The sequence below is a fragment of the Sphingobium sp. B1D7B genome (assembly GCF_025961965.1).
Classification (GTDB): Bacteria; Pseudomonadota; Alphaproteobacteria; order Sphingomonadales; family Sphingomonadaceae; genus Sphingobium.
In genome coordinates, this window is the sequence record NZ_JAOQOR010000001.1 from 3,083,336 (window position 1) to 3,109,131 (window position 25,796).

At 64.1% G+C, this 25,796-nt stretch carries 24 protein-coding genes; 13 read left to right on the top strand and 11 right to left on the bottom strand.

What is annotated here, in order from left to right; genetic code table 11:
* The first annotated feature begins 86 nt into the window (after positions 1-86).
* The 6 genes from M2336_RS14460 to fdhD are packed head-to-tail and all read left to right on the top strand — an operon-like array spanning position 87 to position 6,513.
* A complete protein-coding gene (locus M2336_RS14460; RefSeq protein ID WP_264573030.1) occupies positions 87-521 on the top strand; it encodes an NAD(P)H-dependent oxidoreductase subunit E in 435 nt (144 codons plus the stop codon).
* A 1-nt stretch (position 522) separates the two neighbouring features.
* Entirely contained in the window at positions 523-2,064 is a 1,542-nt protein-coding gene (locus tag M2336_RS14465) for an NADH-ubiquinone oxidoreductase-F iron-sulfur binding region domain-containing protein (RefSeq protein ID WP_264573031.1), read from the top strand.
* A complete protein-coding gene (locus M2336_RS14470; protein WP_181559898.1) occupies positions 2,061-2,627 on the top strand; it encodes a molybdenum cofactor guanylyltransferase in 567 nt (188 codons plus the stop codon). The genes M2336_RS14465 and M2336_RS14470 overlap by 4 nt, the downstream gene beginning before the upstream one ends.
* Entirely contained in the window at positions 2,617-5,472 is a 2,856-nt protein-coding gene (gene fdhF, locus M2336_RS14475) for a formate dehydrogenase subunit alpha (RefSeq protein ID WP_264573032.1), read from the top strand. The genes M2336_RS14470 and fdhF overlap by 11 nt, the downstream gene beginning before the upstream one ends.
* A gap of 5 nt (positions 5,473-5,477) precedes the next feature.
* Positions 5,478-5,753: a formate dehydrogenase subunit delta gene (locus M2336_RS14480; RefSeq protein ID WP_264573033.1), complete on the top strand. Its 276-nt coding sequence runs from the start codon at positions 5,478-5,480 to the stop codon at positions 5,751-5,753.
* Entirely contained in the window at positions 5,719-6,513 is a 795-nt protein-coding gene (gene fdhD / locus M2336_RS14485) for a formate dehydrogenase accessory sulfurtransferase FdhD (RefSeq protein ID WP_264573034.1), read from the top strand. The genes M2336_RS14480 and fdhD overlap by 35 nt, the downstream gene beginning before the upstream one ends.
* An 83-nt stretch (positions 6,514-6,596) precedes the next feature.
* On the opposite strand, the gene M2336_RS14490 is transcribed toward fdhD, so the two are convergent.
* Both M2336_RS14490 and M2336_RS14495 read right to left on the bottom strand, forming a co-directional pair.
* Entirely contained in the window at positions 6,597-7,898 is a 1,302-nt protein-coding gene (locus M2336_RS14490) for an MFS transporter (RefSeq protein WP_264573035.1), read from the bottom strand.
* 97 nt (positions 7,899-7,995) lie between these two features.
* Positions 7,996-8,538 carry a MarR family winged helix-turn-helix transcriptional regulator gene (locus tag M2336_RS14495; RefSeq protein ID WP_181559902.1) on the bottom strand — a complete coding sequence of 181 codons (543 nt, stop codon included), beginning with the start codon at positions 8,536-8,538 and terminating at the stop codon, positions 7,996-7,998.
* 67 nt (positions 8,539-8,605) lie between these two features.
* Here M2336_RS14495 and M2336_RS14500 point away from each other — a divergent pair, with 67 nt between their 5' ends.
* The 3 genes from M2336_RS14500 (at position 8,606) to M2336_RS14510 (ending at position 11,693) form a co-directional block, all read left to right on the top strand.
* Complete coding sequence (locus M2336_RS14500) at positions 8,606-10,084, top strand: carotenoid oxygenase family protein (protein ID WP_264570600.1); 1,479 nt, start codon at positions 8,606-8,608, stop codon at positions 10,082-10,084.
* A gap of 87 nt (positions 10,085-10,171) precedes the next feature.
* On the top strand, positions 10,172-10,633 hold the full coding sequence (locus M2336_RS14505; protein ID WP_181559904.1) for a DUF3237 domain-containing protein: 462 nt from the start codon (positions 10,172-10,174) through the stop codon (positions 10,631-10,633).
* Positions 10,634-10,694: 61 nt separating this feature from the next.
* A complete protein-coding gene (locus M2336_RS14510; protein ID WP_264573036.1) occupies positions 10,695-11,693 on the top strand; it encodes an LLM class flavin-dependent oxidoreductase in 999 nt (332 codons plus the stop codon).
* A 52-nt stretch (positions 11,694-11,745) separates the two neighbouring features.
* On the opposite strand, the gene M2336_RS14515 is transcribed toward M2336_RS14510, so the two are convergent.
* From M2336_RS14515 to M2336_RS14535, 5 genes are all read right to left on the bottom strand, one after another.
* Complete coding sequence (locus tag M2336_RS14515; RefSeq protein ID WP_181559906.1) at positions 11,746-13,404, bottom strand: GMC family oxidoreductase; 1,659 nt, start codon at positions 13,402-13,404, stop codon at positions 11,746-11,748.
* Between the two features lie 121 nt (positions 13,405-13,525).
* Complete coding sequence (locus M2336_RS14520) at positions 13,526-15,139, bottom strand: MFS transporter (RefSeq protein WP_264573037.1); 1,614 nt, start codon at positions 15,137-15,139, stop codon at positions 13,526-13,528.
* A complete protein-coding gene (locus M2336_RS14525; RefSeq protein ID WP_264570604.1) occupies positions 15,136-16,188 on the bottom strand; it encodes an amidohydrolase family protein in 1,053 nt (350 codons plus the stop codon). The genes M2336_RS14520 and M2336_RS14525 overlap by 4 nt, the downstream gene beginning before the upstream one ends.
* 69 nt (positions 16,189-16,257) lie before the next feature.
* Positions 16,258-17,688, bottom strand: coding sequence for an NAD-dependent succinate-semialdehyde dehydrogenase (locus tag M2336_RS14530; RefSeq protein ID WP_264573038.1), 1,431 nt, complete (start codon positions 17,686-17,688; stop codon positions 16,258-16,260).
* 94 nt (positions 17,689-17,782) lie between these two features.
* Positions 17,783-19,216 (bottom strand): MFS transporter, encoded by a 1,434-nt coding sequence (locus M2336_RS14535; protein ID WP_264573039.1) that lies wholly within the window; start codon positions 19,214-19,216, stop codon positions 17,783-17,785.
* A gap of 179 nt (positions 19,217-19,395) precedes the next feature.
* Here M2336_RS14535 and M2336_RS14540 point away from each other — a divergent pair, with 179 nt between their 5' ends.
* Entirely contained in the window at positions 19,396-19,914 is a 519-nt protein-coding gene (locus tag M2336_RS14540) for a nuclear transport factor 2 family protein (RefSeq protein WP_264570607.1), read from the top strand.
* Between the two features lie 105 nt (positions 19,915-20,019).
* Here M2336_RS14540 and M2336_RS14545 read toward each other — a convergent pair whose 3' ends face one another.
* From M2336_RS14545 to eno, 4 genes are all read right to left on the bottom strand, one after another.
* A complete protein-coding gene (locus M2336_RS14545; RefSeq protein WP_264570608.1) occupies positions 20,020-21,414 on the bottom strand; it encodes a pyruvate dehydrogenase complex E1 component subunit beta in 1,395 nt (464 codons plus the stop codon).
* The gene (gene pdhA, locus M2336_RS14550; RefSeq protein WP_181559911.1) at positions 21,414-22,487 is read right to left on the bottom strand and encodes a pyruvate dehydrogenase (acetyl-transferring) E1 component subunit alpha; all 1,074 of its coding nucleotides are present in this window, start codon (positions 22,485-22,487) and stop codon (positions 21,414-21,416) included. Before pdhA ends, M2336_RS14545 begins: the two co-directional genes overlap by 1 nt.
* Before the next feature lie 119 nt (positions 22,488-22,606).
* A complete protein-coding gene (locus M2336_RS14555) occupies positions 22,607-22,918 on the bottom strand; it encodes an FtsB family cell division protein (protein ID WP_181559912.1) in 312 nt (103 codons plus the stop codon).
* Positions 22,919-23,059: 141 nt separating this feature from the next.
* On the bottom strand, positions 23,060-24,334 hold the full coding sequence (gene eno / locus M2336_RS14560) for a phosphopyruvate hydratase (protein WP_264570610.1): 1,275 nt from the start codon (positions 24,332-24,334) through the stop codon (positions 23,060-23,062).
* Between the two features lie 197 nt (positions 24,335-24,531).
* Here eno and M2336_RS14565 point away from each other — a divergent pair, with 197 nt between their 5' ends.
* The 3 genes from M2336_RS14565 to M2336_RS14575 are packed head-to-tail and all read left to right on the top strand — an operon-like array spanning position 24,532 to position 25,791.
* Entirely contained in the window at positions 24,532-25,035 is a 504-nt protein-coding gene (locus M2336_RS14565; RefSeq protein WP_264573040.1) for a hypothetical protein, read from the top strand.
* A 28-nt stretch (positions 25,036-25,063) separates the two neighbouring features.
* Entirely contained in the window at positions 25,064-25,453 is a 390-nt protein-coding gene (locus M2336_RS14570) for a phage holin family protein (RefSeq protein WP_264573041.1), read from the top strand.
* Positions 25,450-25,791 (top strand): hypothetical protein, encoded by a 342-nt coding sequence (locus M2336_RS14575; protein WP_264573042.1) that lies wholly within the window; start codon positions 25,450-25,452, stop codon positions 25,789-25,791. Before M2336_RS14570 ends, M2336_RS14575 begins: the two co-directional genes overlap by 4 nt.
* The last annotated feature ends 5 nt before the right edge of the window (positions 25,792-25,796 follow it).

Below are 25,796 nucleotides of genomic sequence, written 5' to 3' on the forward strand. Positions count from 1 at the left end.
CGGTTTGCGCTTGCCAGCCGCGCAAAAAATAGGCAGTAACACAAACGAATTTCAGCAACGAAAGAAGACTTGGGAGACCCGCGCGCATGAGAGACGCCAAAGCCGATCGGCTGGACGAGATCATCGCGAGCCATAGCCGCCGCGAAGGGCCTCTTCTCCCCATCCTCCATGACGTGCAGGCCGAGTTCGGCTGCGTGGACGAGGCGTCCAAGCGCCAGATCGCCCTCGCGCTCAACCTGAGCCGCGCCGAAGTGCATGGCGTGGTGAGCTTCTATCATGATTTCACCGCCGAGCCCAAGGCAGCGCCGGTGCTCAAGCTGTGCCGTGCGGAATCCTGCAAGGCACGCGGCGTCGAAGCTCTGGTCGATGGCGCGGTTGCCGCGGCCGGCGAGCGCGTCAAGATCGAAACCATTTATTGCCTCGGCCTGTGCAGCGTCGGCCCCAATGCGATGATCGGCAATGCCGTTCACGCCCGGCTGGACGCGCCCAAGCTCGACGAGCTGATCCGGGAGATTGCCTGACATGGTCATGGTGCGCATTTCTGACGACGCGCTGGCCATCGCCTGCGGTGCCGACGCGGTTGCCGATGCCTTCGCAAGGGCCGGCGCCACCGTCGAGCGGGTTTCGAGCTGGGGCATGCAGTGGCTGGAGCCGCTGGTGGAGATCGACGGCAAGGGCTTCGGCCCGGCGACGGCCGATGATGTTGCGGCGATTCTGGACGGCTCCTCGCCGCTCGGCATCGGCGTGATTGCCGAGCATCCGTTCATTGCCAAGCAGCAGCGGCTGACGTTCGCCCGCGCCGGCAAGACGCGCCCGACCGAGCTTGCGGACTATGAAGCGACCGGCGGCTGGAAAGGCCTCGCCCGCGCCCGCGAGATCGGCGCCGAGGCGACGGTCGAGGAAGTCGTGGCCTCGGGACTGCGCGGTCGCGGCGGCGCCGGCTTCCCCACCGGCATCAAGTGGCGCACCGTCGCGGCTGCGGTAGCGGACCAGAAGTACATTGTCTGCAATGCCGACGAAGGCGATAGCGCGACCTTCGCCGACCGTATGCTGATGGAGGGCGACCCCTATTGCCTGATCGAAGGCATGGCGATTGCCGGCCTCGCGACCGGCGCGACCAAGGGTTATATCTACGTCCGCTCGGAATATCCCCACGCCATCGCCAAGCTGGAAGAAGCGATCCGCCGCAGCGCGCATCTCGTTGCGCCGTTCGTGCTGGAAGTTCGCGTCGGCGCCGGCGCCTATGTGTGCGGTGAGGAAACCTCGCTGCTCAACAGCCTGGAAGGCAAGCGCGGCGAAGTGCGCGCCAAGCCGCCGATCCCGGCGCTGGTCGGCCTGTTTGGCAAGCCCACCATTGTCAACAACGTGCTCAGCCTTGCGGCTGTGCCTTACATTCTGGCCGAGGGCGCCAAGGCCTATGCCGATTATGGCATGGGTCGCTCGCGGGGCACGATGCCGATCCAGCTTGCCGGCAACATCAAGCATGGCGGCCTTTACGAAACGGCGTTCGGCATCACGCTCGGCCAGCTCGTCAACGAGATTGGCGGCGGCACGGACGACGGCTCGCCGGTGAAGGCCGCGCAGGTCGGCGGCCCGCTCGGCGCCTATCTGCACCCGGACCAGTTCGACATTCCGTTCGACTATGAGGCTTATGCCGCCGTCGATGCGCTGATCGGCCATGGTGGTATCACCGTGTTCGGCGAGGGCGCCGACATGGCCGGCATGGCGCGCTTCGCCATGGAATTCTGCGCGGCGGAAAGCTGCGGCAAGTGCACGCCCTGCCGCATCGGCTCGGTACGCGGCAAGGAACTGATCGACCGGATCATGGCGCGCGTGCCGCGCCAGCGCGATACGCTCGAGGGTCTGCCGCAGATGCACAACGCCCCCACCGCGCCGCGCAGCCTGGAGGATGAGATCGTCCTGCTGGAAGATCTGTGCGAGACGATGAAGTTCGGTTCGCTCTGCGCTCTAGGCGGCTTCACGCCCTATCCGGTGATGAGCGCGCTCAAGCACTGGCCCGAGGATTTCGGCGCCCGCCAGAGCCTCCCCGAGGCGGCTGAATGAGCTGCTGCGTCGGCCTGCTTCCCATCGATCGCGCGGCCGTTCTCGGCGCAGTGATCGCTGGCGGCAAGTCGACGCGCTTTGGCAGCGACAAGGCTGTGGCGACCTTCCATGGTCGCGCTTTGATCGACCATGCCATCGACGCCGTGGCCGTTCACAGCGCGCAGACCATCGTGGTGGGGCGTGAGCATGACGGTGTGGCCAGCATTGCCGACCAGCCCGCACCGCATATGGGGCCGCTTGCCGGACTCGCTGCGGCCTTGCTCGAAGCGCAGGCGCGCGGGCTCCCCGCCGTGCTGAGCGTGCCGTGCGATGCCATCGATCTGCCGCAAGACCTCTTGCAGCGCCTGTCGCCATACCCAGCTTATGTCGAGAGCCTGCCGGTGATCGGCCTGTGGCCCGCCTCGGCGGCCGGCGACGCGCTGGACATCCTCAAGAGCGAGGGCGTGCATTCGATGAAGGCCTTCGCCAACCGTATTTCCGCGCGCGCCGTGCAATTGCCGCGCGAACCTGTTAATATCAACACTGCTGCTGACCTGGAGAGAGTTGAACGTCATGGGCTATGAACCTCAGGCCGATTTCGGCACGCCCGCTTCCACATCGGAGAAGATGGTCACGCTGACCATCGACGGTCGCTCCGTCACCGTCCCGGAAGGCACGAGCGTGATGCGCGCGGCTGCCGAATGCGGCGGCGACATTCCCAAACTCTGCGCCACGGACAGCGTGAAGAGCTTCGGCTCCTGCCGCCTCTGCCTGGTCGAAGTCGACGGGATGCGCGGCACCCCCGCCTCCTGCACCACGCCGGCGATGGACGGCATGACCGTTCACACCCAGACTCCGCGTCTGCAGAAGTTGCGCAAGGGCGTGATGGAGCTCTACATCTCCGATCACCCGCTGGACTGCCTGACCTGCTCGGACAATGGCGACTGCGAACTGCAGGACAATGCGGCCGCCGTCGGTCTGCGCGATGTACGTTATGGCTACACGGGCGATAATCATCTGGGTCTCCAGAAGGACACGTCCAACCCCTATTTCGATTTCGACCCCAGCAAGTGCATCGTCTGCTCGCGCTGCGTGCGCGCCTGTGACGAGGTGCAGGGCACCTTCGCGCTCACGATCGATGGCCGCGGCTTCGGCTCCATGGTGTCTGCGGGTGTCGCGTCCGACGATTTCCTCTCTTCCGAATGCGTGTCGTGCGGCGCCTGTGTGCAGGCCTGCCCCACCGCCACGCTTCAGGAAAAGGCGATGGTCGAGATCGGCAAGCCCGAGCGGGCCGTCGTCACCACCTGCGCCTATTGCGGCGTCGGCTGCACCTTCCGCGCGGAAATGCGCGGTGAGCAGTTGGTGCGCATGGTGCCGTGGAAGGACGGCAAGGCCAATCGCGGCCATAGCTGCGTCAAGGGCCGCTTCGCTTGGGGCTATGCCAACCATCAGGACCGCATTACCCAGCCGATGATCCGCAAGAGCGTGGACGATCCCTGGCAGGTGGTGAGCTGGGACGAGGCGATTTCCTATGCCGCATCTGAACTCAAGCGCATCAAGGCCGCCCACGGTGCGCGCGCATTGGGCGGCATCACGTCGTCGCGTTGCACCAATGAGGAAACCTTCCTCGTCCAGAAGCTGATCCGCGCCGGCTTTGGCTCCAACAATACCGACACCTGCGCCCGTGTCTGCCACTCGCCGACCGGCTATGGCCTCAAGACCACCTTTGGCACGTCCGCCGGCACGCAGGATTTCGACAGCGTGATGGACAGCGACGTGATCCTGATCATCGGCGCCAACCCGACGGACGGCCACCCGGTGTTCGCAAGCCGGATGAAGCGCCGCCTGCGTCAGGGTGCCAAGCTGATCGTCATCGACCCGCGCCGGACGGACATGGTCAAGTCGCCGCACATCGCCGCGCAGCACCATCTCGCGCTGCAGCCCGGCACCAACGTTGCCGTGCTCACCGCCCTGGCGCATGTGATCGTGACCGAAGGCCTGGCCGACGAAGCGTTCATCCGTGAACGCTGCGACTGGGACGAGTATCAGGACTGGGCCGCCTTCGTTTCGCAGGAGCGCAACAGCCCTGAGACGTTGGAGCCCGTCACCCGCGTGCCCGCCGAGGAATTGCGCGGCGCGGCCCGCCTGTTCGCGACTGGCGGTAATGGCGCCATCTATTATGGCCTTGGCGTCACCGAGCATAGCCAGGGCAGCTCGACGGTGATGGCCATCGCCAACCTTGCGATGGTAACCGGCAATATCGGGCGCCGCGGCGTAGGCGTGAACCCGCTGCGTGGTCAGAACAACGTGCAGGGCGCTTGCGACATGGGCAGCTTCCCGCACGAATTGCCCGGCTATCGCCACATCAGCGACGATGAAACGCGCGAGCTGTTCGAGGCGGACTGGGGCGTGACCCTGGATGCCGAGCCGGGCCTGCGCATCCCCAATATGCTGGACGCCGCGATCGACGGTACGTTCCGCGCGATCTATATCCAAGGCGAGGACATCCTTCAGTCCGACCCCAATACCGCGCATGTCGCGGCGGGCCTTAAGGCGATGGAGTGCGTCATCGTGCAGGACCTGTTCCTGAACGAAACGGCGAACTACGCGCATATCTTCCTGCCCGGTTCGACATTCCTTGAAAAGGACGGCACCTTCACCAATGCAGAGCGGCGCATCCAGCCGGTCCGCAAGGTCATGGAGCCCGCCAATGGCTATGCCGACTGGGAGATCACGCAGCTTCTCGCCAATGCCATGGAGCTTGGCTGGAACTACGAGCATCCCAGCGAAATCCTGGCCGAGATCGCCCGTCTCACCCCGTCCTTCGCAGGCGTATCCTGGGCGCGTCTGGAGCGCGAGGGATCGTTGCAGTGGCCGGTCAAGGACGAGACCCACGAGGGTTCGCCGATCATGCATGTGGACGGTTTCGTGCGCGGCAAGGGCAAGTTCGTCGTCACCGATTATGTACCGACGGACGAGAAGACCGGCCCGCGCTTCCCGCTGCTGCTGACCACCGGCCGCATTCTCAGCCAGTATAATGTCGGCGCCCAGACACGGCGCACCGGCAACACCGCCTGGCACCCTGAGGATCTGCTGGAAATCCATCCGACGGATGCCGAGAATCGCGGCCTCAAGGATGGCGACTGGGTAAAGCTCTCCAGCCGCACCGGCGAGACGACGCTGCGGGCGACGATCACCGAACGGGTTGCCCCGGGCGTGGTCTACACCACCTTCCACCACCCCGCCACGCAGGCCAATGTCGTGACCACCGAATATTCGGACTGGGCCACCAACTGCCCCGAGTACAAGGTGACGGCTGTCCAGATCACGCCCTCCAACGGCCCGACCGATTGGCAGGAGGATTATAACAGCTGGTCCGAGCGCTCGCGGCGGATCGTGGCCAGCCTCACGGCTGAAGCGGCGGAGTAAGCATCATGGAAGCCAGCCGCCTCATCTACATGGCGAACCAGATCGCGCGGAATTTTGAAGCGTTGGGCCACGACCAGGCGGCCCTCGCCACCGCCGACCATATCAAGATGTATTGGGATCCGCGGATGCTCGCGGGCATCAAGGCCGTCGACCCCGCCGACATGTCGCCGCTCGCCGCGCGCGCCATCGCCATGGTGGATGGGCCGGTGCCGCACATGACGCGGGCCACCGAATTCGCGAGCGCGGATGAAAACGATCCTGGCTACAACGACGCCGGCTGACCTCGTCGCCCTTCGACCGGATGGCTCCAGCCGTCCGGTCGCGCGCCCCTTTGCGCCGGAAGTGCCGGTCGCGCTGGAATATAACGGCCTTTCCTATGCCGTGATGATGGCCAGTCCGTTTGATCTGGACGACTTCATCACCGGCTTCGCGCTGACCGAGGGCCTGGCCGCGCAACCGGGCGATGTCACCGGCATCGATATCGTGGAGACCGATCTCGGTTGGATTGCGCGTGCGACCATCACCTCCCTGGCGCTCGAAAAGCTTGAAGAGCGCGTGCGCACGCGCGTGGCCGAGTCGAGTTGCGGCCTGTGCGGCATCGATAATCTGGAAGCCGTTTCGCGCGCCCTCCCCCGGGTCGCCGCGCATGAGGCGCTCGCACCAGCGGCGATCTTCGCCGCGCTGGAGGGCCTGCGTGCGCATCAGCCGGGCAATCGTGTCACAGGCGGGATGCACGCCGCTGCCTTCGTGGCACCGGATGGGGCGATCCTGATGGCCCGCGAGGATGTCGGTCGGCACAATGCGCTGGACAAGCTCGTCGGCGCCATGGCCCGCGCAGGGCGGACGATGGACGCCGGCTTCGTGCTTTCCACGGCGCGCTGCAGCTATGAGATCGTGGAGAAAACGGTCCGGGCCGGCGCGCACACCCTTGTAACCATCTCGGTTCCGACCAGCATGGCGGCAGCCCGGGCTGAGGCTGCGGGCCTCTCGCTCTATGCGCTGGCCCGGCCGGATGAAGTGCTCCGCGTCACGGCGGACTGACCGTCTCGACCGCCTGCTCTCGCCACATCATCAGTATCTGACGATCCGCCGCCCCGCATAGACGGGGGCGGCGGACCCATATCTCAGGCCTTGGCTTCGGCTTGCGCAATCGCATCGCCATCACGCATCGGCAGCAGCAGGAGCATGAAGATGGCGCACACCGAGCCAAGGCTCATGATGAGCGATACGGTGAGCAACTCGCCCTTGCCAAGCACGTCGAAGAGCAGGCCAGCCACGATGGGCGAGCCAGCCGCGCCAGCGCGCCCCACGCCGAGGACAAAGCCCGTACCCGTGGCCCGGGCATAAGCCGGGAAGCCCCGCGCGAAGGCGGCATAGAAGCCCACAATGGCCGCGTTGAGGAAGAACATCGACAGGAATGCCGCCACGCGCCATTCGCCCAGCTCGCCATGCCCCATGCCGAACCATGCCACCGCAACCACGCCGGCAATCATCATGGCAATCGTCGGCCCCTTGATGTCCCACTTCTTGAGCAGGAAGCCAAACAGACCGCCACCAATCGCACCGCCGATATTGGCCCAGGTGAGCGTGCTGGCGGCATCGGCCTGCGAGAAGCCGGAATCCGCGACGATCTGCACTGCGAACTTGAGGATATAATAGAAGGTGAGCGTGTGGAACATGTAGCCGAAGGCCAGCAACCAGGTGACCTTGCGCAGGCCCGGCTTGGACAGGATGTCGGTCACCTTGGGCTGCGGGCCCTCCGTGCGCAATGGCGGCAGCGCCTCGATGGTCCGCTTGCGCAGCGCGCGAAGCGAGCGGTTGACCTTCTCGATCGCGTTTGCGGGCCGGCGCGCAGCGTAGAATGCGGGCGTCTCCGGCACGAGGAAGAAGACCAGCGGGATCATGATCGCGGTCACCACGGCGCCGAACATGAACACCGCGCGCCAGTCATATTCCACCAGCAGCCAGCTTTGCGCGGCAAAGCCGCCCACCACGCCGCCAATCGGGTAGCCGATGACGTAAAGCGCCATGGCGAGGCTGCGCGAGGATTTGCTGGTGGATTCCGCCGTCACGGCGTTGGTCGCTGCCAGCATCCCGCCGATGCCGAGGCCGGTGACGAAGCGCCACACTGTCAGGAGTGTCACGCCGGTCGCGGCATGGGCCAGATACATGCCGATCGCCATGACGACGAGGCAGATCAGCATCGTGTCCTTGCGGCCGATGCGGTCTGCGACACCACCGAGGATGACCGAGCCGAAGCCCATGCCGACCAGCTCGGCCGAGAGGACGATGCCCAGCGCCGAGCGCGGGATGCCCCATTCCGCCGAAATGCCCGGCGCCGCAAAGGCGCTCGACAGCACGTCGAAACCGTCCAGCGCGTTCAGCAGGATCATCAAGACCACGACAATCCACTGCCGAACGGACATCGGCGACTCATTAATGATCTCAACAGGATCAGACGATGACATGGTTGGGCTTTCCTCTCCAGGCAGTGGACCGCATCGGCGATCTCAAAGGCCGAATCTACTCGTGAATACGGCGCAATAACTCGATGAGCAACGTGGCTTCTTTCTTGGTGAAACGGGACTTGAGCCATTGCTCATGCTCGTCGATGCAGCGCCGCGCCTCGCTAAGGGCCGCCTGCCCGTCCGCAGTCAGCGTGAGCGTCTGCCGGCGCCGGTCCAGCGTGGACGCGCCGCGCACCAGCAGGCCGCGCGCTTCCAACCGGTTGATGATCGCCATCGTCGTCGCCCGGTCCATTTGCAGACGGCGGCCGATATCGGCCTGCGCGATGTGCGGATGATCGCTGATCAGCCAGAGGACGGAGACCATCTTCTGCGTCAGGCCAAGCTCGGAAAAAGTCTCGGTGAAATGGCGGTAGGCCGCGCCATGGGCAAGGCGGATGTGGAACCCGATAATGTCGTCGATCGCGCCGATATCGTCGTCGATCTGCGCGGGCGCAGGCGATGGCGTCGCACTTCCACCACCCTTGGCGGCCACAAGAGGACGTTGACGTGCGCGTGCTTCCAAGATCTTTACCCCCGAGAACCGGAACGGTTCGGCCATTGATTAAGCAATGGGAATTGCCCAATTGGTATGCATAGCATACAAACCTGCGCAAGAGGAGCAAGCTATGGCGCAATTCCCCAATACCCCCGCTTTCACAGGTTTCAACAGCCCGTCGCGCATCGAATGCGACATTCCGAATCTCGTGCATGAGGGCACGATTCCGCCCGAGCTGAATGGCGCCTTCTTCCGCGTGCAGCCGGACCCGCAATTCCCGCCCCGCCTGGGCGATGACATCAGCTTCAACGGCGATGGCATGATCACGCGCTTCCACATTCATGATGGCCAGTGCGACATCAAGCAGCGCTGGGCCAAGACCGCCAAGTGGAAGCTGGAGAACGAAGCCGGCAAGGCGCTCTTCGGTGCCTATCGCAATCCGCTGACGGACGATGAGTCCGTCAAGGGCGAGTATCGCTCGACCGCGAACACCAACGCCTTCGTGTTCGCCGGCAAGCTCTGGGCCATGAAGGAGGACAGCCCGTCCCTCGTCATGGAGCCGGACACGATGGAGACCATCGGGTTCGAGAAGTTCGGCGGCAAGATGACCGGACAGACCTTCACCGCGCACCCCAAGATCGACCCGCACACGGGCAACATGGTCGCCATCGGCTATGCCGCAAGCGGCCTGTGCTCCGACGATGTGTGCCTGTATGAGGTCAGCCCTGAGGGCGAACTGGTCCGCGAACTGTGGTTCAAGGCGCCCTATTATTGCATGATGCACGACTTCGGCGTGACCAAGGATTATCTGGTCCTTCACATCGTGCCCTCAATCGGCAGCTGGGAGCGCCTGGAGAAGGGCCTTCCACACTTCGGCTTCGACACCACCCTGCCCGTCTACCTCGGCATCATCCCGCGCCGTGATGATGTGAAGCAGGAAGACATCCGCTGGTTCAAGCGCGACAATTGCTTCGCGTCGCATGTGATGAACGCCTATCAGGACGGCACCAAGGTCCACATCGACGTGCCGGAAGCGGCAAACAACATGTTCCCCTTCTTCCCGGATGTGCATGGTGCGCCCTTCAACCCGCAGCAGGCGGCGAGCTACCTCACCCGCTGGACGGTCGACATGGCGTCCAATAGCGACGAGTTCGACAGCGTCACTCGCCTCACGGAAACGTCGGGCGAATTCCCCCGCATTGACGACCGCGTCACCGGCCTGCCCTATCGCTATGGCTGGATGCTGGAGATGGACATGAAGCGTCCGGTCGAGCTCAAGGGCGGCAGCGCCGGCGGATTCCTGATGAATTGCCTGTTCCTGATCGACCACCAGACCGGCAAGGAGCAGCACTGGTGGTGCGGCCCCACCTCTTCGCTGCAGGAGCCTGCCTTCGTGCCGCGCTCCAAGGACGCGCCGGAAGGCGACGGCTGGATCGTGCAGGTCTGCAATCGCCTGGCCGACCACAAGAGCGACCTGCTGATCTTCGAAGCGCTGGACATAGAGAAGGGACCGGTCGCCACGATCCATATCCCCTTCGCGCTGCGCTTTGGCCTGCACGGCAACTGGGCCAGCGCGGACCAGATCGGTCTGGAACGCGAAGCCGCCTGACCCTAGCGATCATCCAGCCACAGCCCCGGCGCGCATTTAGGCGCCGGGGCTGCCGCCTCACACTTCAAGTCTCAAGGAAGCACGTTCATGATTCAGCCCGGCCTGGAATTCGTCTATGAAGCCGGCGGCGATCTCGGCGCGCCGGTGCCGCTCGGCAACACCGTCGACGGCACCCGCCGCATCATCCCGATCTTCGAGGGCGGCCGTGTCGAAGGGCCATTAATCAAGGGCAAGCTGCTCGGCAACGCCGCCGACTTCCAGCTCACCCGGCCGGACGGCGTCACCGTCGCCGATGCCCTTTACGCGCTGCAAACCGATGACGGCGTGGTCATCCAGATCCGCAATCGTGGCCTGCGCCACGGCCCGCCCGACGTGATGGCGCGGCTGGCGGCGGGCGATGAGGTCGATCCGGCGGACTATTATTTCCGCACCGTGCCGGAATTCATCGCGCCGGAAGGCAAATATGACTGGATGAACCGCAGCATCTTCGTCTGCTCGGGCGCGCGCTACAAGGCGGGCATCAAATTGTGGGTCTGGCGCGTCACCTGACTCCCACACGCCCCGCCTGCCACCGGTTGCGTAGCGGGGATGCCGATCCCATCTTGGATCGATGACCAAACTCAGCTTCCTCGACCTCGTCAACGTTGTCGAAGGCGAAAGCGCCGGCGATGCGATCAAGCGCGTCGGCCCGCTCGCCGCCCATGCCGAAGCGCTCGGCTATCATCGCTACTGGATCGCCGAACATCACGGCATGGCCGGCGTGGCGGCAGCGGCCACCGCGCTCATCATCGCCGAGGCCGGGCGAGCGACCAAGACCATCCGCGTCGGCTCGGGCGGCATCATGCTGCCAAACCACTCGCCCTATATCATCGCCGAGCAGTTCGGCACGCTGGACGCGCTCTTCCCCGGCCGTGTCGATCTCGGCCTCGGGCGTGCGCCAGGCGCCGACGGGCGACTGGCCCGCGCCATCCGCCATGACACCCGGCAGGAGGCCGAGGAGTTTCCCCGCAGCGTGGTGGAATTGCGCGCTCACTTTACCGGCCAGCCGGACCTCGGCCTGCTCGCCGTGCCCGGGCGCGGCGCGCAGATCGATATGTGGATTCTGGGCTCCAGCCTGTTCGGGGCGCAACTCGCGGCGGCCTTGGGGATGCCCTACGCCTTCGCCTCGCATTTCGCGCCCGATCTGCTGGATGAAGCGCTGACCATCTATCGCCGCGATTTCCGCCCTTCCGCCTCTCTGCGCGAACCCTATGCGGCGGCGGCGATGAGCGTCGTTGCTGCCGACACGGTGGCGGAGGCGGAATATGTCGCCAGCTCCATGATGCAGAACTTTGTCGCTCTGCGCACCGGCCGCCCCGGCAAGCTACCCCCGCCGGTGGAGAATTATGTCGCGAGCCTCGATCCATCGCTCAGCGCGATGCTGGGGCATGTCATGCAATGCAGCGCCTTTGGCACCGCCGATGATGTCGCGCGTGGCCTGCGCCAGTTCGTCCAGCGGACGCGGGTGGATGAGGTGATCGTCCACAGCCCCGCATTCGATCCGCAGGCCCGCACCAAGTCGCTCACGCTGATCGCGCAAGCCTTCCATGAAATGACCGAAGCCGCCTGACGCGCAGGCGGCTTCGTTTTTCGTTCAGCATTGAAGCCGCACGCTGGCCCGTTCAGGCTGGTGCGAGTTCCTTCGCGTCTTCCAGAATCATTTCCGATCCTTTCTCGCCGATCATGATCGTCGCGGCATTGGTGTTGCCGGAGACGATCTTGGGCATGATCGAGGCATCGACCACGCGCAGGCCCTGAACGCCGTGGACGCGCAGGCGCGCATCGACCACCGCCTTGGGGTCGCTGCCCATGCGCGCCGTGCCGACCGCGTGATACAGCGTGCCGCCGGCGACCTGCGCATAGAAGAACATCTGATCGTCCGTCTCGCCGAAGGGGTCGGGGCCGGCCAGATATTTCGCGATCGCCGGCTGCTGCCAGATTTCGCGAATGATCTTGAGCTGCGTGACGGCCATCTGCTGGTCGATCGGGTCCTGCAGATAATTGGGCGTGATCTTGGGGGCCTGCGTGCCATCGGGTGAGCGGGCGTGGATGTGCCCGCGCGATTCCGGGCGAAGCTGGCAGGGGTTGGAGGCCATGCCCGGCTCCTTCTCCAACGCCAGCTGCTGCTTGGCGTTCAGCACTTCCAGATCCATGGACGCCGCCATGGTGTGGATCTGGATGTCCGGCGTCTCCAGCCCTTCGCGCGAGCGCAGGAAGGTGCAGCCATGCGCCACCGCGTAGGAGAGCAGGCCCTTGCGGGTCATGCCATATTTGAGCACCTGGCCGATCAGCGGCAGGCCGCTGGCCATGGAATTGACCGACGGCGTGCCCGGCTTCAGCCGCGCCTGGCAGCCGATCATATAGTGGTCCTGCAGGTTCTCGCCGACGCCGGGCAGCTCGTGCACCAGCTTCACGCCCAGCTCCCGGACGACCCCGCCCTGCCCGATGCCGGAGATTTCCAGCAGCTTGGGGCTCTCGACCGCACCGGCGGCAAGGATCACTTCCTTGCGCACCTTCACGCGGCGGAGGCGACCATGCTGGACGAACTCAACCCCCACCGCGCGCTTGCCCTCGAAGAGGATGCGCGTCGTCATGGCGCGCAGTTCGACCGTGAGATTGACCCGGTCCATGACCGGATGGAGGAAGCCCACCGCCGTCGAGCAACGCTTGCCGTTGCGCGCGGTCATCTGGAACCAGCTGGTCCCCTCCTGATCGCCGTCGTTCAGATCATCCTTATAGGCATAGCCGGCCTCGACGCAGGCATCGATGACCGCCTTGCTGATCGGGTGATGCTCGGGGAAGTCGGAGACAGCCAGCTCACCGCCCTGCGCATGACCTTCCATGGCGCCACGGGTCTGGTCTTCGCTCTTCTTGAAATAGGGCAGCACGTCGTCCCACGCCCAGCCCTCATTGCCCATCTGGCGCCAGCCATCATAGTCAGCCGACTGGCCGCGCACATAGAGCATGCCGTTAAGCGAAGACGAGCCGCCGAGCACCTTGCCCTTGGGCCATTTGTGGGGGCGACCGCCTGAGCCCTCGTCGACCTCGGTCTCATACAGCCAGTTGACCTTGGGATCGTTCAGCGTCTTGCCGAAACCGATCGGGATATGGATCATCATGTTGGAGCGGAACTGGCTCAATTCCCGCGTCGGGCGGTCATCGCCGCCAGCCTCGAGCAGGACGACTTCCGTGCCCCGATCCGCCGAGAGCCGGTTGGCGAGAACGCATCCCGCGCTGCCCGCTCCGACGATCACGTAATCGACAGTTCTCTCGTCCGTCATGCTCTTGTCATCCTCTCATTGCACCGCGCACGTCCCCCGCGCGGCTCGACTCAGTTCTTATGACACAAAGCGCCATTTCGAACAAAGTCAACAATGAGAGGATGGTGAGCAGGCCAAAGCATCAGACAGGCTCCCCTGCATCCCGGGCGCGGACCAGAATGAGGCTCTCGTCCTTGCGGATGCGGGTGAGGAGAATGACGAGCAGGATGATGATGGGAATCGCCATCCAGTTGACGCTGAGGATCGCGGTGCGCAGATCACCCGTGGCATCCGAGATCATCCCGACCAGATAAGGCCCCATGCCGAGGCCGAAAATGGTGGAGATGATGAGATAGGTGCTCGCGGTGATGCCGCGCATGCGAGGCAGCACAAGTCCGTAGATCAGCGAGTAGAGCGGCGGCATCCAGCAGGTGAGGATGACGCTGTAGAGCACGAAGCGGCTGTAGAAGCCGAACGCGTCCGGCGCATGATAGGTCCAGACCCCGATGAGTGGCGAGACGCCGAGCGCGAACAGCGTGAGATACACGCGCCCGGTCGCCGGCATGGACTTGTCGAACCAGTCAGCCAGAGGCCCCGAAATCATCGGGCCGATCACACCGATCACCAGCGAGAGCAGGCCGAAGGTGACGCCTGTTTCTGCGGGCGATGTGCCATAGGTCTGCATGATGAAGGCGGGCGTGAAGCCCATGATGCCGTAATTGATCACCGTCTGCAGCGCACCGACCGCGATGGCGATCATCAGCGCCGGCGAGCGCACCGTCACCTGATAGGTCGGCGGATCGGCAAGCGCCAGCCGCTGCAACAGGTTGAAGATCACGATGATGCCAAAGCCCATCACACCCCATTGCAGGATGTGGGGATTGAGCGGCACGCCACCGAAACTGAGCGCCGGGCGCGGCGAGAAGGCCGAAGCCAGATGCACGAACAGCGTCATCAGGCCGACCACGAGCACCATGACGCCGATATTGGCGGTCCAGTGGCGGGCACTGGCCTTGCTGGCGGCAAGGCTCAGCAAATTGGTGCCGGGCGTCACCGCACCGAGCAGCGCGAGGCTCGAGCGGAACGGCGCCGGATCGGGCCGGGACGCAATGCCATCCATCGCGCCGCGCTGAGGCTCCTTGAGGTGCCACAGCAGCAGGGCCAGGACGAGGCCCGGAATGGACGCAACCAGAAAGGCGAACTGCCAGCCTGCCAGGCGCAGCGGCGCTTGCCCCGCCGGATACAGCGTCTCCCACCATTGCGCCGCGACACCACCGACGACATTTGACATGCCGAGGCCGACGGCAATGGAGGCAGCAATCGTGCCCATCACGAGACCGCGCCGGTGCTTGGGGAAATAATCGAACAGCAAGGATGTGCCGGCGGGGGACGTTGCCCCCTCGCCGATGCCCACGCCCAGCCGGGAAATCGCCAGCATCGCAAAGCCGCTCGCAAAGGCCGCGAGGCCGCTCGAGAAGGACCAGAAGGCGATGGCGATGGCCAGGATACGCGTGCGAATCCAGCCGTCCGACAGGCGACCGAGCGGCAGGGAGAACAGCGCATAGAACAGCGCGAACACCGTTCCGTACAGCAGCCCCAGCTCGGCATCGCCAATCTGCAGGTCCGCCTTGATGCGCGGCGCGAGAATGGCGAGGATGTTGCGATCCAGCAGCGACATGGCGTTGGTGAGAGCCACCAACGCCAGCGCATACCAGGCGGTGCCGGTCACCCGGCCCGACACCGGCGGAGTCGTCACAGGTTGAAGACCCGCTCGGCATTGGTCTGCATCAGCTTCTTCTTGGCTTCTGCAGAAATGTCGAGATTGTCGTGCGTGCGCACCTCATCGGCGACATATTCATAGGGATAATCCATTGCGTACATCACTCGGTCCTCACCGAGCTGATCGATGCACAGCTTGATCGCCAGCGGACAGGCCATGCCGCTGGTCGTCACGCAGACATTGTTGCGCATGTAGTGGAACAGGTCGTGGTTGAGCGGCTTGAGGCGCTCATAGCGCTTCGAGCGGACGCCAGCCTGATGCATGTAGTTCATGCGGAACAGCCAGTAGGGGATCGCCTCGCCGCCATGGCCGACGCACACGGTCAGGTTGGGATAGCGGTCGAACACGCCCGTCGTCAGGATGCGCAGCAGATGATAGCCGGTCTCGACACCGAAGCCAAAGATCGCGCCATCGAGGCCAGCCTCGACCATGCCGGCGATCATTGCATCCGGCGGCGATTGCGGGTGGATGTACAGCGGCAGATTATTGTCGGCGCAGGCCTTCAGGATCGGGTCGAACTGCTCTTCATCCAGATAGTGACCCTTGGTGTGGCTGTTGACCATCACGCCCTTGAAGCCCAGCTCATTCTTGCCGCGCGCGATTTCCTCGACCGACCACTGCACGTCCTGAGGGACGATGGAGACCATGCCGACATAGCGCGACGGGTGGCGTTCGCAAGCGGCCTTCAGAACGTCGTTGGCATTGCGGACCAGCGTCTTGGCTTCATCGGTCTCGAATGCCTGTCCACCGGGCGATGTCAGGGAGAGAATGGCGACGTCGATTCCGGTCTCGTCCATCGCCTGAATACGCAGATCGTCCAGATCGAGCAGCCGGTCGCGAATGAACTGGGTCCGCTCGGAAGGCGACGTGCCGTAGAAACCCCAGAGCGACGTGGTCGCCTTGTCGGCCCGGCCCTCTTTGACCAGCTTCAGAAAGGCGTCGAGCTGTTCGGCCGTCGCAAAAGCCTCTTCGGTCGCAATGCGAAGATAGCCGCGATCGCCGCCGGTGTTGAGCGCGTGAGTCATGTTACTCTCCTGAGAAATGGGAAAAGAAAGCCCCGGCACCTGCACGGGCACCGGGGCTTGTATTCTGGATCAGCCTTCGTGGACGACCTTGGTCACGAGGCAGGCGTGGAGGCCCTCGGGGCCATCCTCATGGCCGTGGCCCGACCACTTGACGCCGCCAAAGGGCGAGTCCGCACCGCCGATGGCAACGCTGTTGACGCCGAGCATGCCGGTCTCGACTTCCCGCGCCACGCGGCGCTGCAGCTTGACGTCGTCCGTCCAGCTGTAAGCGGCGAGACCATAAGGCAGGCGATTAGCTTCCGCGATCATGTCGTCGACCTTGCCGAACGGGTTGATCAGCGCGACCGGACCGAACGGCTCCTCATTCATGATCTCGGCATCGAGCGGAATTTCGCTGAGCACGGACGGGGCATAGAAGAAGCCCTGATTGCCGATGCGCTCGCCACCCGCATTGAGCTTTGCGCCGCTGCTGACCGCGCCACCGATAAGGCGCTCCATGGCATCCGGGCGACGCTCATTGGCCATCGGGCCCATCTGGATTCCATCCTCAAGGCCATTGCCGACCTTGAGCGCCTTGGCGCGGCTGGCGAACCCGTCACGGAACCGCTCGTAGACATTTTCCTGCACGATGAACCGGGTCGGCGAGACGCAGACCTGGCCGGCGTTGCGATATTTGTGGCCGACCATGACATCCAGCACGCGGTCCACGTCGACATCGTCGAACACCAGTACCGGGCCGTGACCACCGAGTTCCATGGTGGTGCGCTTCAGGTCTTCGGCCGCCAGCTTGGCGAGATGCTTGCCGATCACGGTCGAGCCGGTGAAACTGAGCTTGCGGATGATCGGCGAGGCCAGCAGGTGGCGCGACACCTCATCGGGCACGCCGAACACGGCCTGCGCGACGTCCTTGGGGAGGCCGGCATCGAGCAGGCACTGCAGCACACCAAGAGCGGACGCCGGGGTTTCTTCGGCCGACTTCATGATCACCGAGCAGCCCGCCGCGATCGGCGCGCCCAACTTGCGGCCAGGATTGCCGAGCGGGAAGTTCCACGGCGAGAAGGCCGCAACCGGGCCGACCGGCTCATAGGTCACCGTCGAGCGCATGCCGGCCGGGCGCACCAGAGCGCGGCCATAAAGGCGCGAAACCTCGCCGGCGTAGAAATTGAACAGGCCGGCAACCATCATCACTTCGATGCGCGATTCAGGCAGGGTCTTGCCCTGTTCCATCGTGGCGATACGAGCCAGCGCCTCCTGCCGCTCCATAAGCAGACGCGCCGCGCCGGAGAGCACCGCAGCACGCTCCTGCGCCGTGGAGTTGCGCCAGCGGTTGAACCCGCGCTGCGCGGTTTCCAGCGCGCGGTCGAGATCCGCCGCGGTGGCCAGTGGCAGCTCGCCCAGGGTCTCGCCCGTCGCAGGATTGACGATGGTCTGCGTTCGGCGATCACCGCCGGTCACGGCCTCGCCATCGATGATCATGTGCAGGGCAGGATAATTGGTCATAGCCATCCTCTCGGGACTCTCAGCAAAACAGAGTGACGCCGGACCAAAGCCCGGCGTCGCGCAATATCCCCTGTGAGAACTCAATGATGAGTCGTCAACTCCCCGCAGGCATTGCTTTGCTCACAGCCGCAGCTTCTGCTGCCTCCAGGCGCTCGATTTCCTCACGATAGGGCTTGCAGGCACGCCACATGCTGATCGTGGCGAGCGGCAGCAGCACGAGCGCGGTGATGAAGATCGCCTGCCACAGCCGTGCCTCATCCCGCACGACATATTGCGCCACCACACCGATCACGAGGCTGCCCATCGCGCCGAAGAAGGTGAACATAAACAGGTACAGCGCCGTCACCTGCCCGCGCATGGCTTGCGGCGCGACGCGCTGCACGGCGGCATTCTGCGCCGGCGCGCCCGCAAGGCCGAAGAGCGTCGCCACAGCCATCGCGCCCATGGCGAGGTGCCCGGTCGGCATCAGCGGCGCGGCCAGCGTGCAGATGGTGACCGCGGTGAAGCAGATCGCTGCCGTGCGAACGTTCGCGTCCTTATACTTGCGGCCGAACCACGAGACCATCAGGCCGCCCAGCACAAGGCCGGCGAGCTGCGCGACCAGCAGCATGGGCGCGAGCACCGCGCCGATCTGCGCCTCGTCCATGCCATAGGTGCGCACGAGGAAGGGAACGCGCCAGAAACCGATACCCTGGCTTTCCGTCGCGCTGAGCGCCAGCGCGATGAACAACGGGTAATAGACCATGCCCTTCGCCTGAATGCCGCGAATGGCGTCGAAGCCCATGAACGTGGCGATCTTGCGGCCGAAGCTGGCTTTCTGCGGCACTGCGATCGGGTCGGCGACCGCGGCACGGCGCGCCGGCTCCTTCACCAGCAGGAACAGCAGCGCCGCCGGGAAGGACAGCAGGCCGAGGCCGATCAAGATCCACTGCCAGTTGAAGATGCGCAGGCCCCACACATAGCTGGTATCCCAATGCGATACCGCGCCGATCATCATCCCGCCGAACAGCACGCCAAGCGTGGTGCCGCCGATGAAACCGAACTGCAGCAGCGCGAAGGCAATCGGGATTTTCTTCGGCCGGAACATGTCGACGATGAGAGAATAGGAGCCGGGGCCATGGGCCGATCCGCCCGCGCCCAGCAGCATCCGCGCCGCGATGAACTGGCCGAAGCCCTGCGCCAGACCGCTCAGCATGGTGACACCGCCCGTCACCGCCGCGCTGATCGCGAGGATCATCTTGCGCGGATAGATATCCACGAGCCGGGCCAGCGGAATGCCGACGAACACGTAGAAGATGATGCTCGCCGGGCCGCCCAATATGCCAAGTTGCGTATCGGACAGGCCGAAATCGACCTTGATCCGCTCCGCCAGCATTCCGAACACGGTGGCATCGAAGAAGCTCAGGAAGGTGGCGATAATGATGACAGTCAGCGCGAAATAGGCACGCGGGCTGGAGGGCCATTGCTGCGACGCGGCCCCAGCATCGTCGCCCGGCACGGAGTGTGCCGCCTGAGGTGCCATTGCCATGTCGTGAATTCCTCTCTGCTCGCCCTGGCGCCGCACCGGTTCCATTTCCTGCGGCTCGTTATCCTGCCAGTTTCAACCGCTGAGATTGATTCTGTCCAGCTTTAATTGCACAGGCGAAGCCCCTCGTCTAACCTCTTGCGAGCCTGCGCCATGGCACAGGCAGAGGAGAGGACATCATTATGCCGAACGAAACCGGGCGCCCTACAGCGGCGCAGGAGGATTATGCCGCCGATCGCGCCGCGATCATGCAGCTTGAAGCCGAGTATCTCATGGCGCTCGATTGGGGCGATGCCGAAAGCTACGCCGCCCTGTTCGCGCCCGAAGGCGTGCTGGAATGGGCAGGCGGCACCGCCGTCGGGCCGGAGGAAATCTACAAGGAAATCGGCGTCTACAAGGAAGCCATCAAGCAATATTATGGCGACGACGGCTCAGGCCAGCCTGTCACGCTGCGCCACTTCATCACCAATCAGGCCATCTATGTGCATGGCGATACGGCCAAGGGCGTGATCTACTGGTTCGAGGTAGCCAATAACGGCACGGGACATACCCCGCATATCGGCAGCTACGGCCATTATGAGGACAGGATGCGCAAGGTGGATGGCGCCTGGAAGTTCGTCAGCCGCAAGATTTTCAACGAACAATTACCGAGCCGTCGCGCCGGCGCCGAAAATCCGGGACGGGCGGCGCGGCTGCCATAAACATGTCATCACATTTGGGCTCCTGCGAAGGCAGGAGCCCAGGGCAGCCACGCGATGACTGTGCTGAGTGAAACGGGGTGCCCGTAATGAGCGCCCCGCCCTATCTCAATCGCGATAGCAGACCTTGCGGGCAGCCTTCACGACCCGCGCCGCATCGATCAGCGCCGCCTTTTCGAGATTGGCCGCATAAGGCAGCGGCACATCCTCATTGGTCACGCGCAGCACCGGCGCATCGAGATCGTCGAAGCCCTGCTCCATGCAGACCGCCGCAATCTCGCTGGCGATGGAGCAGACCGGCCAGCCCTCTTCGACCACCACGAGGCGGTTGGTCTTCTTGAGGCTTTCCAGCACCGTCGCGGTATCGAGCGGGCGCAGCGTGCGCAGGTCGATCACCTCGGCATCGATGCCGTCGGCGGCGAGCGTTTCCGCTGCCTCCAGCGCGACGCCAACGCCGATCGAGTAGCTCACCAGCGTCACATCCTTGCCGGGACGGACGATGCGTGCCTTGCCGATCGGCAGGACATGATCGTCAAGCTGCGGCACCTCGAAACTGCGCCCATAGACCAGCTCATTCTCAAGGAACACCACCGGATCTTCGCTGCGGATCGCCGCCTTGAGTAGGCCCTTGGCATCCGAGCTGTCATAGGGCGCGATCACGATCAGGCCCGGTACGGCCGCATACCACGGGCCGTAATTCTGGCTGTGCTGCGCGCCAACCCGGCTCGCCGCGCCATTGGGACCACGGAACACGATCGGGCAACGCATCTGGCCGCCGGACATGTAATTGGTCTTGGCGGCCGAGTTGATGATCTGGTCCATCGCCTGCATAGCGAAGTTGAAGGTCATGAACTCGACGATCGGCTTGAGACCGCCCATCGCAGCGCCGGCACCGATGCCGGCAAAGCCATGCTCGGTGATCGGCGTGTCGATCACGCGCTTGGGGCCGAACTCGTCCAGCAGGCCCTGGGTAACCTTGTAGGCGCCCTGATATTCGGCGACTTCCTCGCCCATCAGGAATACGCGCGGATCGCGCCGCATTTCCTCGGCCATGGCATCGCGCAGCGCTTCGCGGACAGTCGTCTTGACCATCTGCGTGCCTTCGGGGATCGCCGGGTCCGTCACCGCGCTCGCCTTGCTACCCGAGAGATTGGCGGTGCCGCTCTCGGCCTTCTTGGGCGCCTCAGCCTCGTCCGCAGCCTTGGGCGCAGCTTGCGCTTCGGCCTTGGGAGCTTGCGCAGCCGGTGCGGGCGCTTCTTCGCCTTCGCCGGACAGCATGGCGATCACAGTGCCGACCTTCACATTGTCGGTGCCCTCGGCAATTAGGATCTTCTCGATGGTGCCTTCATCGACAGCCTCGAACTCCATCGTCGCCTTGTCGGTCTCGATCTCGGCCATGATGTCGCCGGCCTTGACCTCATCGCCTTCCTTGACGAGCCACTTGGCCAGCGTCCCCTCTTCCATCGTCGGCGAGAGGGCCGGCATCTTGATCTCGAGACCCATCAATACTGCTCCACCAGCACATCGGTATAAAGTTCGGCCATGTCAGGCTCGGGCGAGGTTTCCGCGAAGTCGGCCGCCTCGCTCACATCCTTGCGGATCTTCGTATCGATGGCCTTCAAATCCTCTTCCTTCACGCCGGCATCGGCGAGAATCTTCTTGAGGCCCTCGATCGGATCGGACGTGTCGCGCATGTGCTGCACTTCGTCGCGCGAGCGATATTTCGCCGGATCGGACATCGAGTGACCGCGATAGCGATAGGTCTTCATTTCCAGCAGGATCGGCCCCTTGCCGGAGCGGACATATTCCAGCGCCGCCTCGGTGGCGCCGCGCACCGCCAGCACGTCCATGCCATCGACCTGGATGCCCGGAATGCGGAAGCTCTCGCCGCGACGATAGAGCTGATCCTCGGCGGAGGAGCGCGCCACGGAGGTGCCCATGGCGTACTGGTTGTTCTCGATCACATAAATGATCGGGAGCTTCCACAGCTCGGCCATGTTGAAGCTCTCATAGACCTGGCCCTGATTGGCCGCGCCGTCACCGAAGTACGCGACGCACACGCCGCCATCCTCATTATACTTGTGACCGAATGCGAGACCGGTGCCGAGGCTGACCTGCGCGCCGACGATGCCGTGACCGCCGAAGAACTTGTGCTCCACGCTGAACATATGCATCGAGCCGCCCTTGCCGCGCGAAATGCCGGCCTCGCGGCCCGTCAGCTCGGCCATGATGATCTTGGGATCGATGCCGTAAGCGAGCATGTGGCCATGGTCGCGATAGCCGGTGATCACGCTATCCTTGCCGGGCGTCAGTGCCGACTGGATGCCGACCGCAACCGCTTCCTGGCCGATATAGAGGTGGCAGAAGCCGCCGATCAGGCCGAGACCGTAAAGCTGCCCGGCCCGCTCCTCGAAGCGGCGGATGAGCAGCATCTGACGGTAGAATTCGAGCAGCTCTTCCTGGCTCGCGTCATAGGGATTGGGCTCACCGGGGCGCTCCCGGTTATGGTCCGCAGACGGCGCCGTGGCAGTGGATGCAGGGGCATTTTGCGCGCGTCTGGAAGCTGGCTTCGCCAATGTTTCAGGTCCTTCTCGCGTGGCTGTTACAGCCAGCTATAGGCACGGCACTGGCAGGAGCGCAATGTCCAGATAGGTTAAATGGGTGGCGAAATCTGGTTAGTCGACCGCGCCCATGTTCATTTCATCGGAACGACGACTTCATCGGGGTGCGTGACGCCAAGCTGCTTGCGGACCAGCTCATCGACCATATCCGGATCGGCATGGCGCGGATCGAGCAGCTTCACCCGATTCTCCAGCGCGGCCTTCTGCTTGTGCAGCGCCGACAACTCGGCCTGCCGCTGCTTGAGCTGCCGGCTGTAATCGGACCAGGCGAGAATGCCGTTCGGGCCAATGATGGCATAGCCAATGAAGAGCAGGAGCAGGAAAATGGCAATGGCCGGCGTGAACGCCGAACCAAGAAGAAACCTCAATTTTGCCAGATGCGCCATGGGCCCTTGGAATCACGCCGACCGCTTCAATGCAAGTCCAAAATGAACGAATGCGACAAATTGCATTAACTTTGTAGACAAGCCGTCGGCCCGGGGGATGCGCAACGGATCGTTCGCCTCCACCCGGACGGTTAAAACGCCTTAGCGGAAAATCGACGTTCCCGCATAATAAGCGCGGTCACCCAGCTCTTCCTCGATGCGGATGAGCTGGTTGTACTTGGCGAGCCGGTCGGAGCGCGCCAGCGAGCCGGTCTTGATCTGGCCGCAGTTCGTGGCGACCGCCAGGTCGGCAATGGTCGCGTCCTCAGTCTCACCCGAGCGGTGCGACATCACATTGGTGTAGCGCGCCCGGTGTGCCATATCGACGGCGGCGAGCGTTTCGGTCAGCGAGCCGATCTGGTTGACCTTGACGAGCATGGAGTTGGCCAGCCCCTTCTCGATGCCCATGGCGAGGCGCTTGGGGTTGGTGACGAAAAGATCATCGCCCACCAGCTGGCACTTGTCGCCGATCTTGTCGGTCAGGATCTTCCAGCCCTCGAAATCGTCCTCGCTCATGCCGTCCTCGATCGACTTGATCGGGTAGCGCGCGACGAGATCGGCGAGATAGTCGGCCATTTCAGCCGGGGAGAGCGTCTTGCCCTCGCCGGAGATCACATAGCTGCCATTCTTGAAAAACTCGGTCGCTGCGCAATCGAGCGCCAGCACGACATTCTCGCCCGGCTTGTAACCGGCCTTCTCGATGCTCTGCATGATGAAGTCGAGCGCTTCGACCGTTGAAGCGATGTTGGGCGCAAACCCACCCTCGTCGCCAACGCCGGTCGCAAGACCCTTGTCGTGCAGGCCCTTCTTGAGCGTGTGGAAGATTTCCGAGCCGATCTGCACGGCGTGGGCGATGCTCTCCGCCCCCACCGGCATGATCATGAACTCCTGGAAGTCGATCGGATTGTCGGCATGTTCACCGCCATTGATGATGTTCATCATCGGCACCGGCAGCACATGGGCGGAGACGCCGCCGACATAGCGATACAGCGGCAGGCCGCGCGCATCGGCAGCCGCCTTGGCCGTCGCGAGGCTCACGCCCAGAATGGCGTTGGCGCCGAGCCGCGCCTTGTTCTCCGTGCCGTCCAGTTCGATCATCGCGGCGTCAACATCGCCCTGGTCCTCGGCATCCATGCCGGTGATCGCCTCGGCGATCTCACCGTTCACTGCATCGACGGCCTGAAGAACGCCCTTGCCGAGATAGACGGACTTGTCGCCATCACGCTTCTCGACCGCTTCATAAGCGCCGGTGGATGCACCCGAGGGAACGGCGGCGCGGCCGAAGCTGCCGTCTTCCAGCAACACGTCGACTTCCACCGTCGGGTTGCCGCGGCTGTCCAGGATCTGGCGGGCGTGAATGTCGAGAATTGCGGTCATGGCTGTGCCTTCCCCTTCCGTCTGGCAAATTATCGGCGCGGATTAGCGAGCGCACTCCCTCATGGCAATGGCGGGCGGCTCGGCTTATCTTGCTGTTTCTGTGCAATGGCGGGAACATTTGCCGCCGCAGGTCTGTTAAAGAGGGCGAGCCTTGCTATAACAGGCAAGCCTGTTCTGTATCAAAAGAGGAACCCGCCATGGCCGAGACCAATAGCACTGGAACGACCCGCAAGAGCACGTCGAAGGCGACGTCGGCGCGCAAGGCTGCATCTGATGCGGCGAGCGCGAAGTCGGCTGCGCTGTCCACGGCAGCAGAGGCGCGGGGCGCGGAGACCGGATCGAGCACCGACTGGCGCGAGCAGGCCGGCGAATTTGCCGAGCAGGCTAAGGCCACCGCACGCGGTGCCGCCACGACGGCTAAGAACACGACAGGCGATGCCCTTCATGGCCTCTCGAAGCTGATCGCCGAGACCGCCGAGACCGTCGATTCCAAGCTCGGCCCGCAGTATGGCGATTATGCCCGCAAGGCTGCGGAAACCGTCGCCGGCGCGGCGGACTCGCTGGACGCCAAGGATATCGACCAGCTCACCGAGGAAGCGCGCAACTTCGTGCGCAAGAGCCCTGCGGTGGCGATCGGTGCGGCGGCTGTGGTTGGCTTTGTGCTCATGCGCATGATGCGGGGCTCGTCGAGTGACAGCTGAGGCTGGAAGGACCGGCCGGCATTGATCGATGAGTGATCCCGACACCATGCACACTGCGGCGGGCACCCCGCCGGACCCTGAAGACGCGCTTGAAAAGGAGACCATTGGCGAGAGCTTTTCGCGGCTGATTGCATCGGGCCGCGAACTCGCCGAGGCGGAACTGACGTGGGCGAAGCTCAAAGCGGGACTGATTGCCGCGGCGGCCCGCCGCGCGGCGCTGTTCGGCGTCCTCGCCTTTCTGTTCGTCAGTCTGGCGCTTGTTGCGCTGGTCGCGGCGGCGGTGATTGCGCTCGCGCCCTCCGTGGGTTGGCTCGGCGCAGCTCTGATCGTGGCCGGCGTTCTCTTGCTGCTCGCTTTACTCTGCGGCCTGATGGTCAAGCGTGCCCTCTCCCCCCTCAGCAAGGCAGACCGGCCATGAGCAGCGCGCCCTCCCCCCTCGAGCTGGCCGAGGCCCGCCAGCGCGCGGATGGCGCAAGAGAGCGCTTCCGCTCTGCACTGGACGGGGTTCGCGAGCGGTTGAGCCCGGCGCACTTGAAGGACGACGCCGTCGAGGCGGTTCAGCACAAAGTTTCGCAGGCCAAACAGGCCGCGCGGGGGACGCTGCGTCGCCATCCCGTCCTGACGACGCTGGGCGCGACCGGTGCGGTCGGCCTTCTCTTCTGGCGCCCTGTGCGATTCATCTTGCTCTACGTGATGCGTGGTGCTTGGCTCGTCTGGTTGAATCGCGCTCTGTGGAGCCAGAAAGAGGACAGTTGATCAGA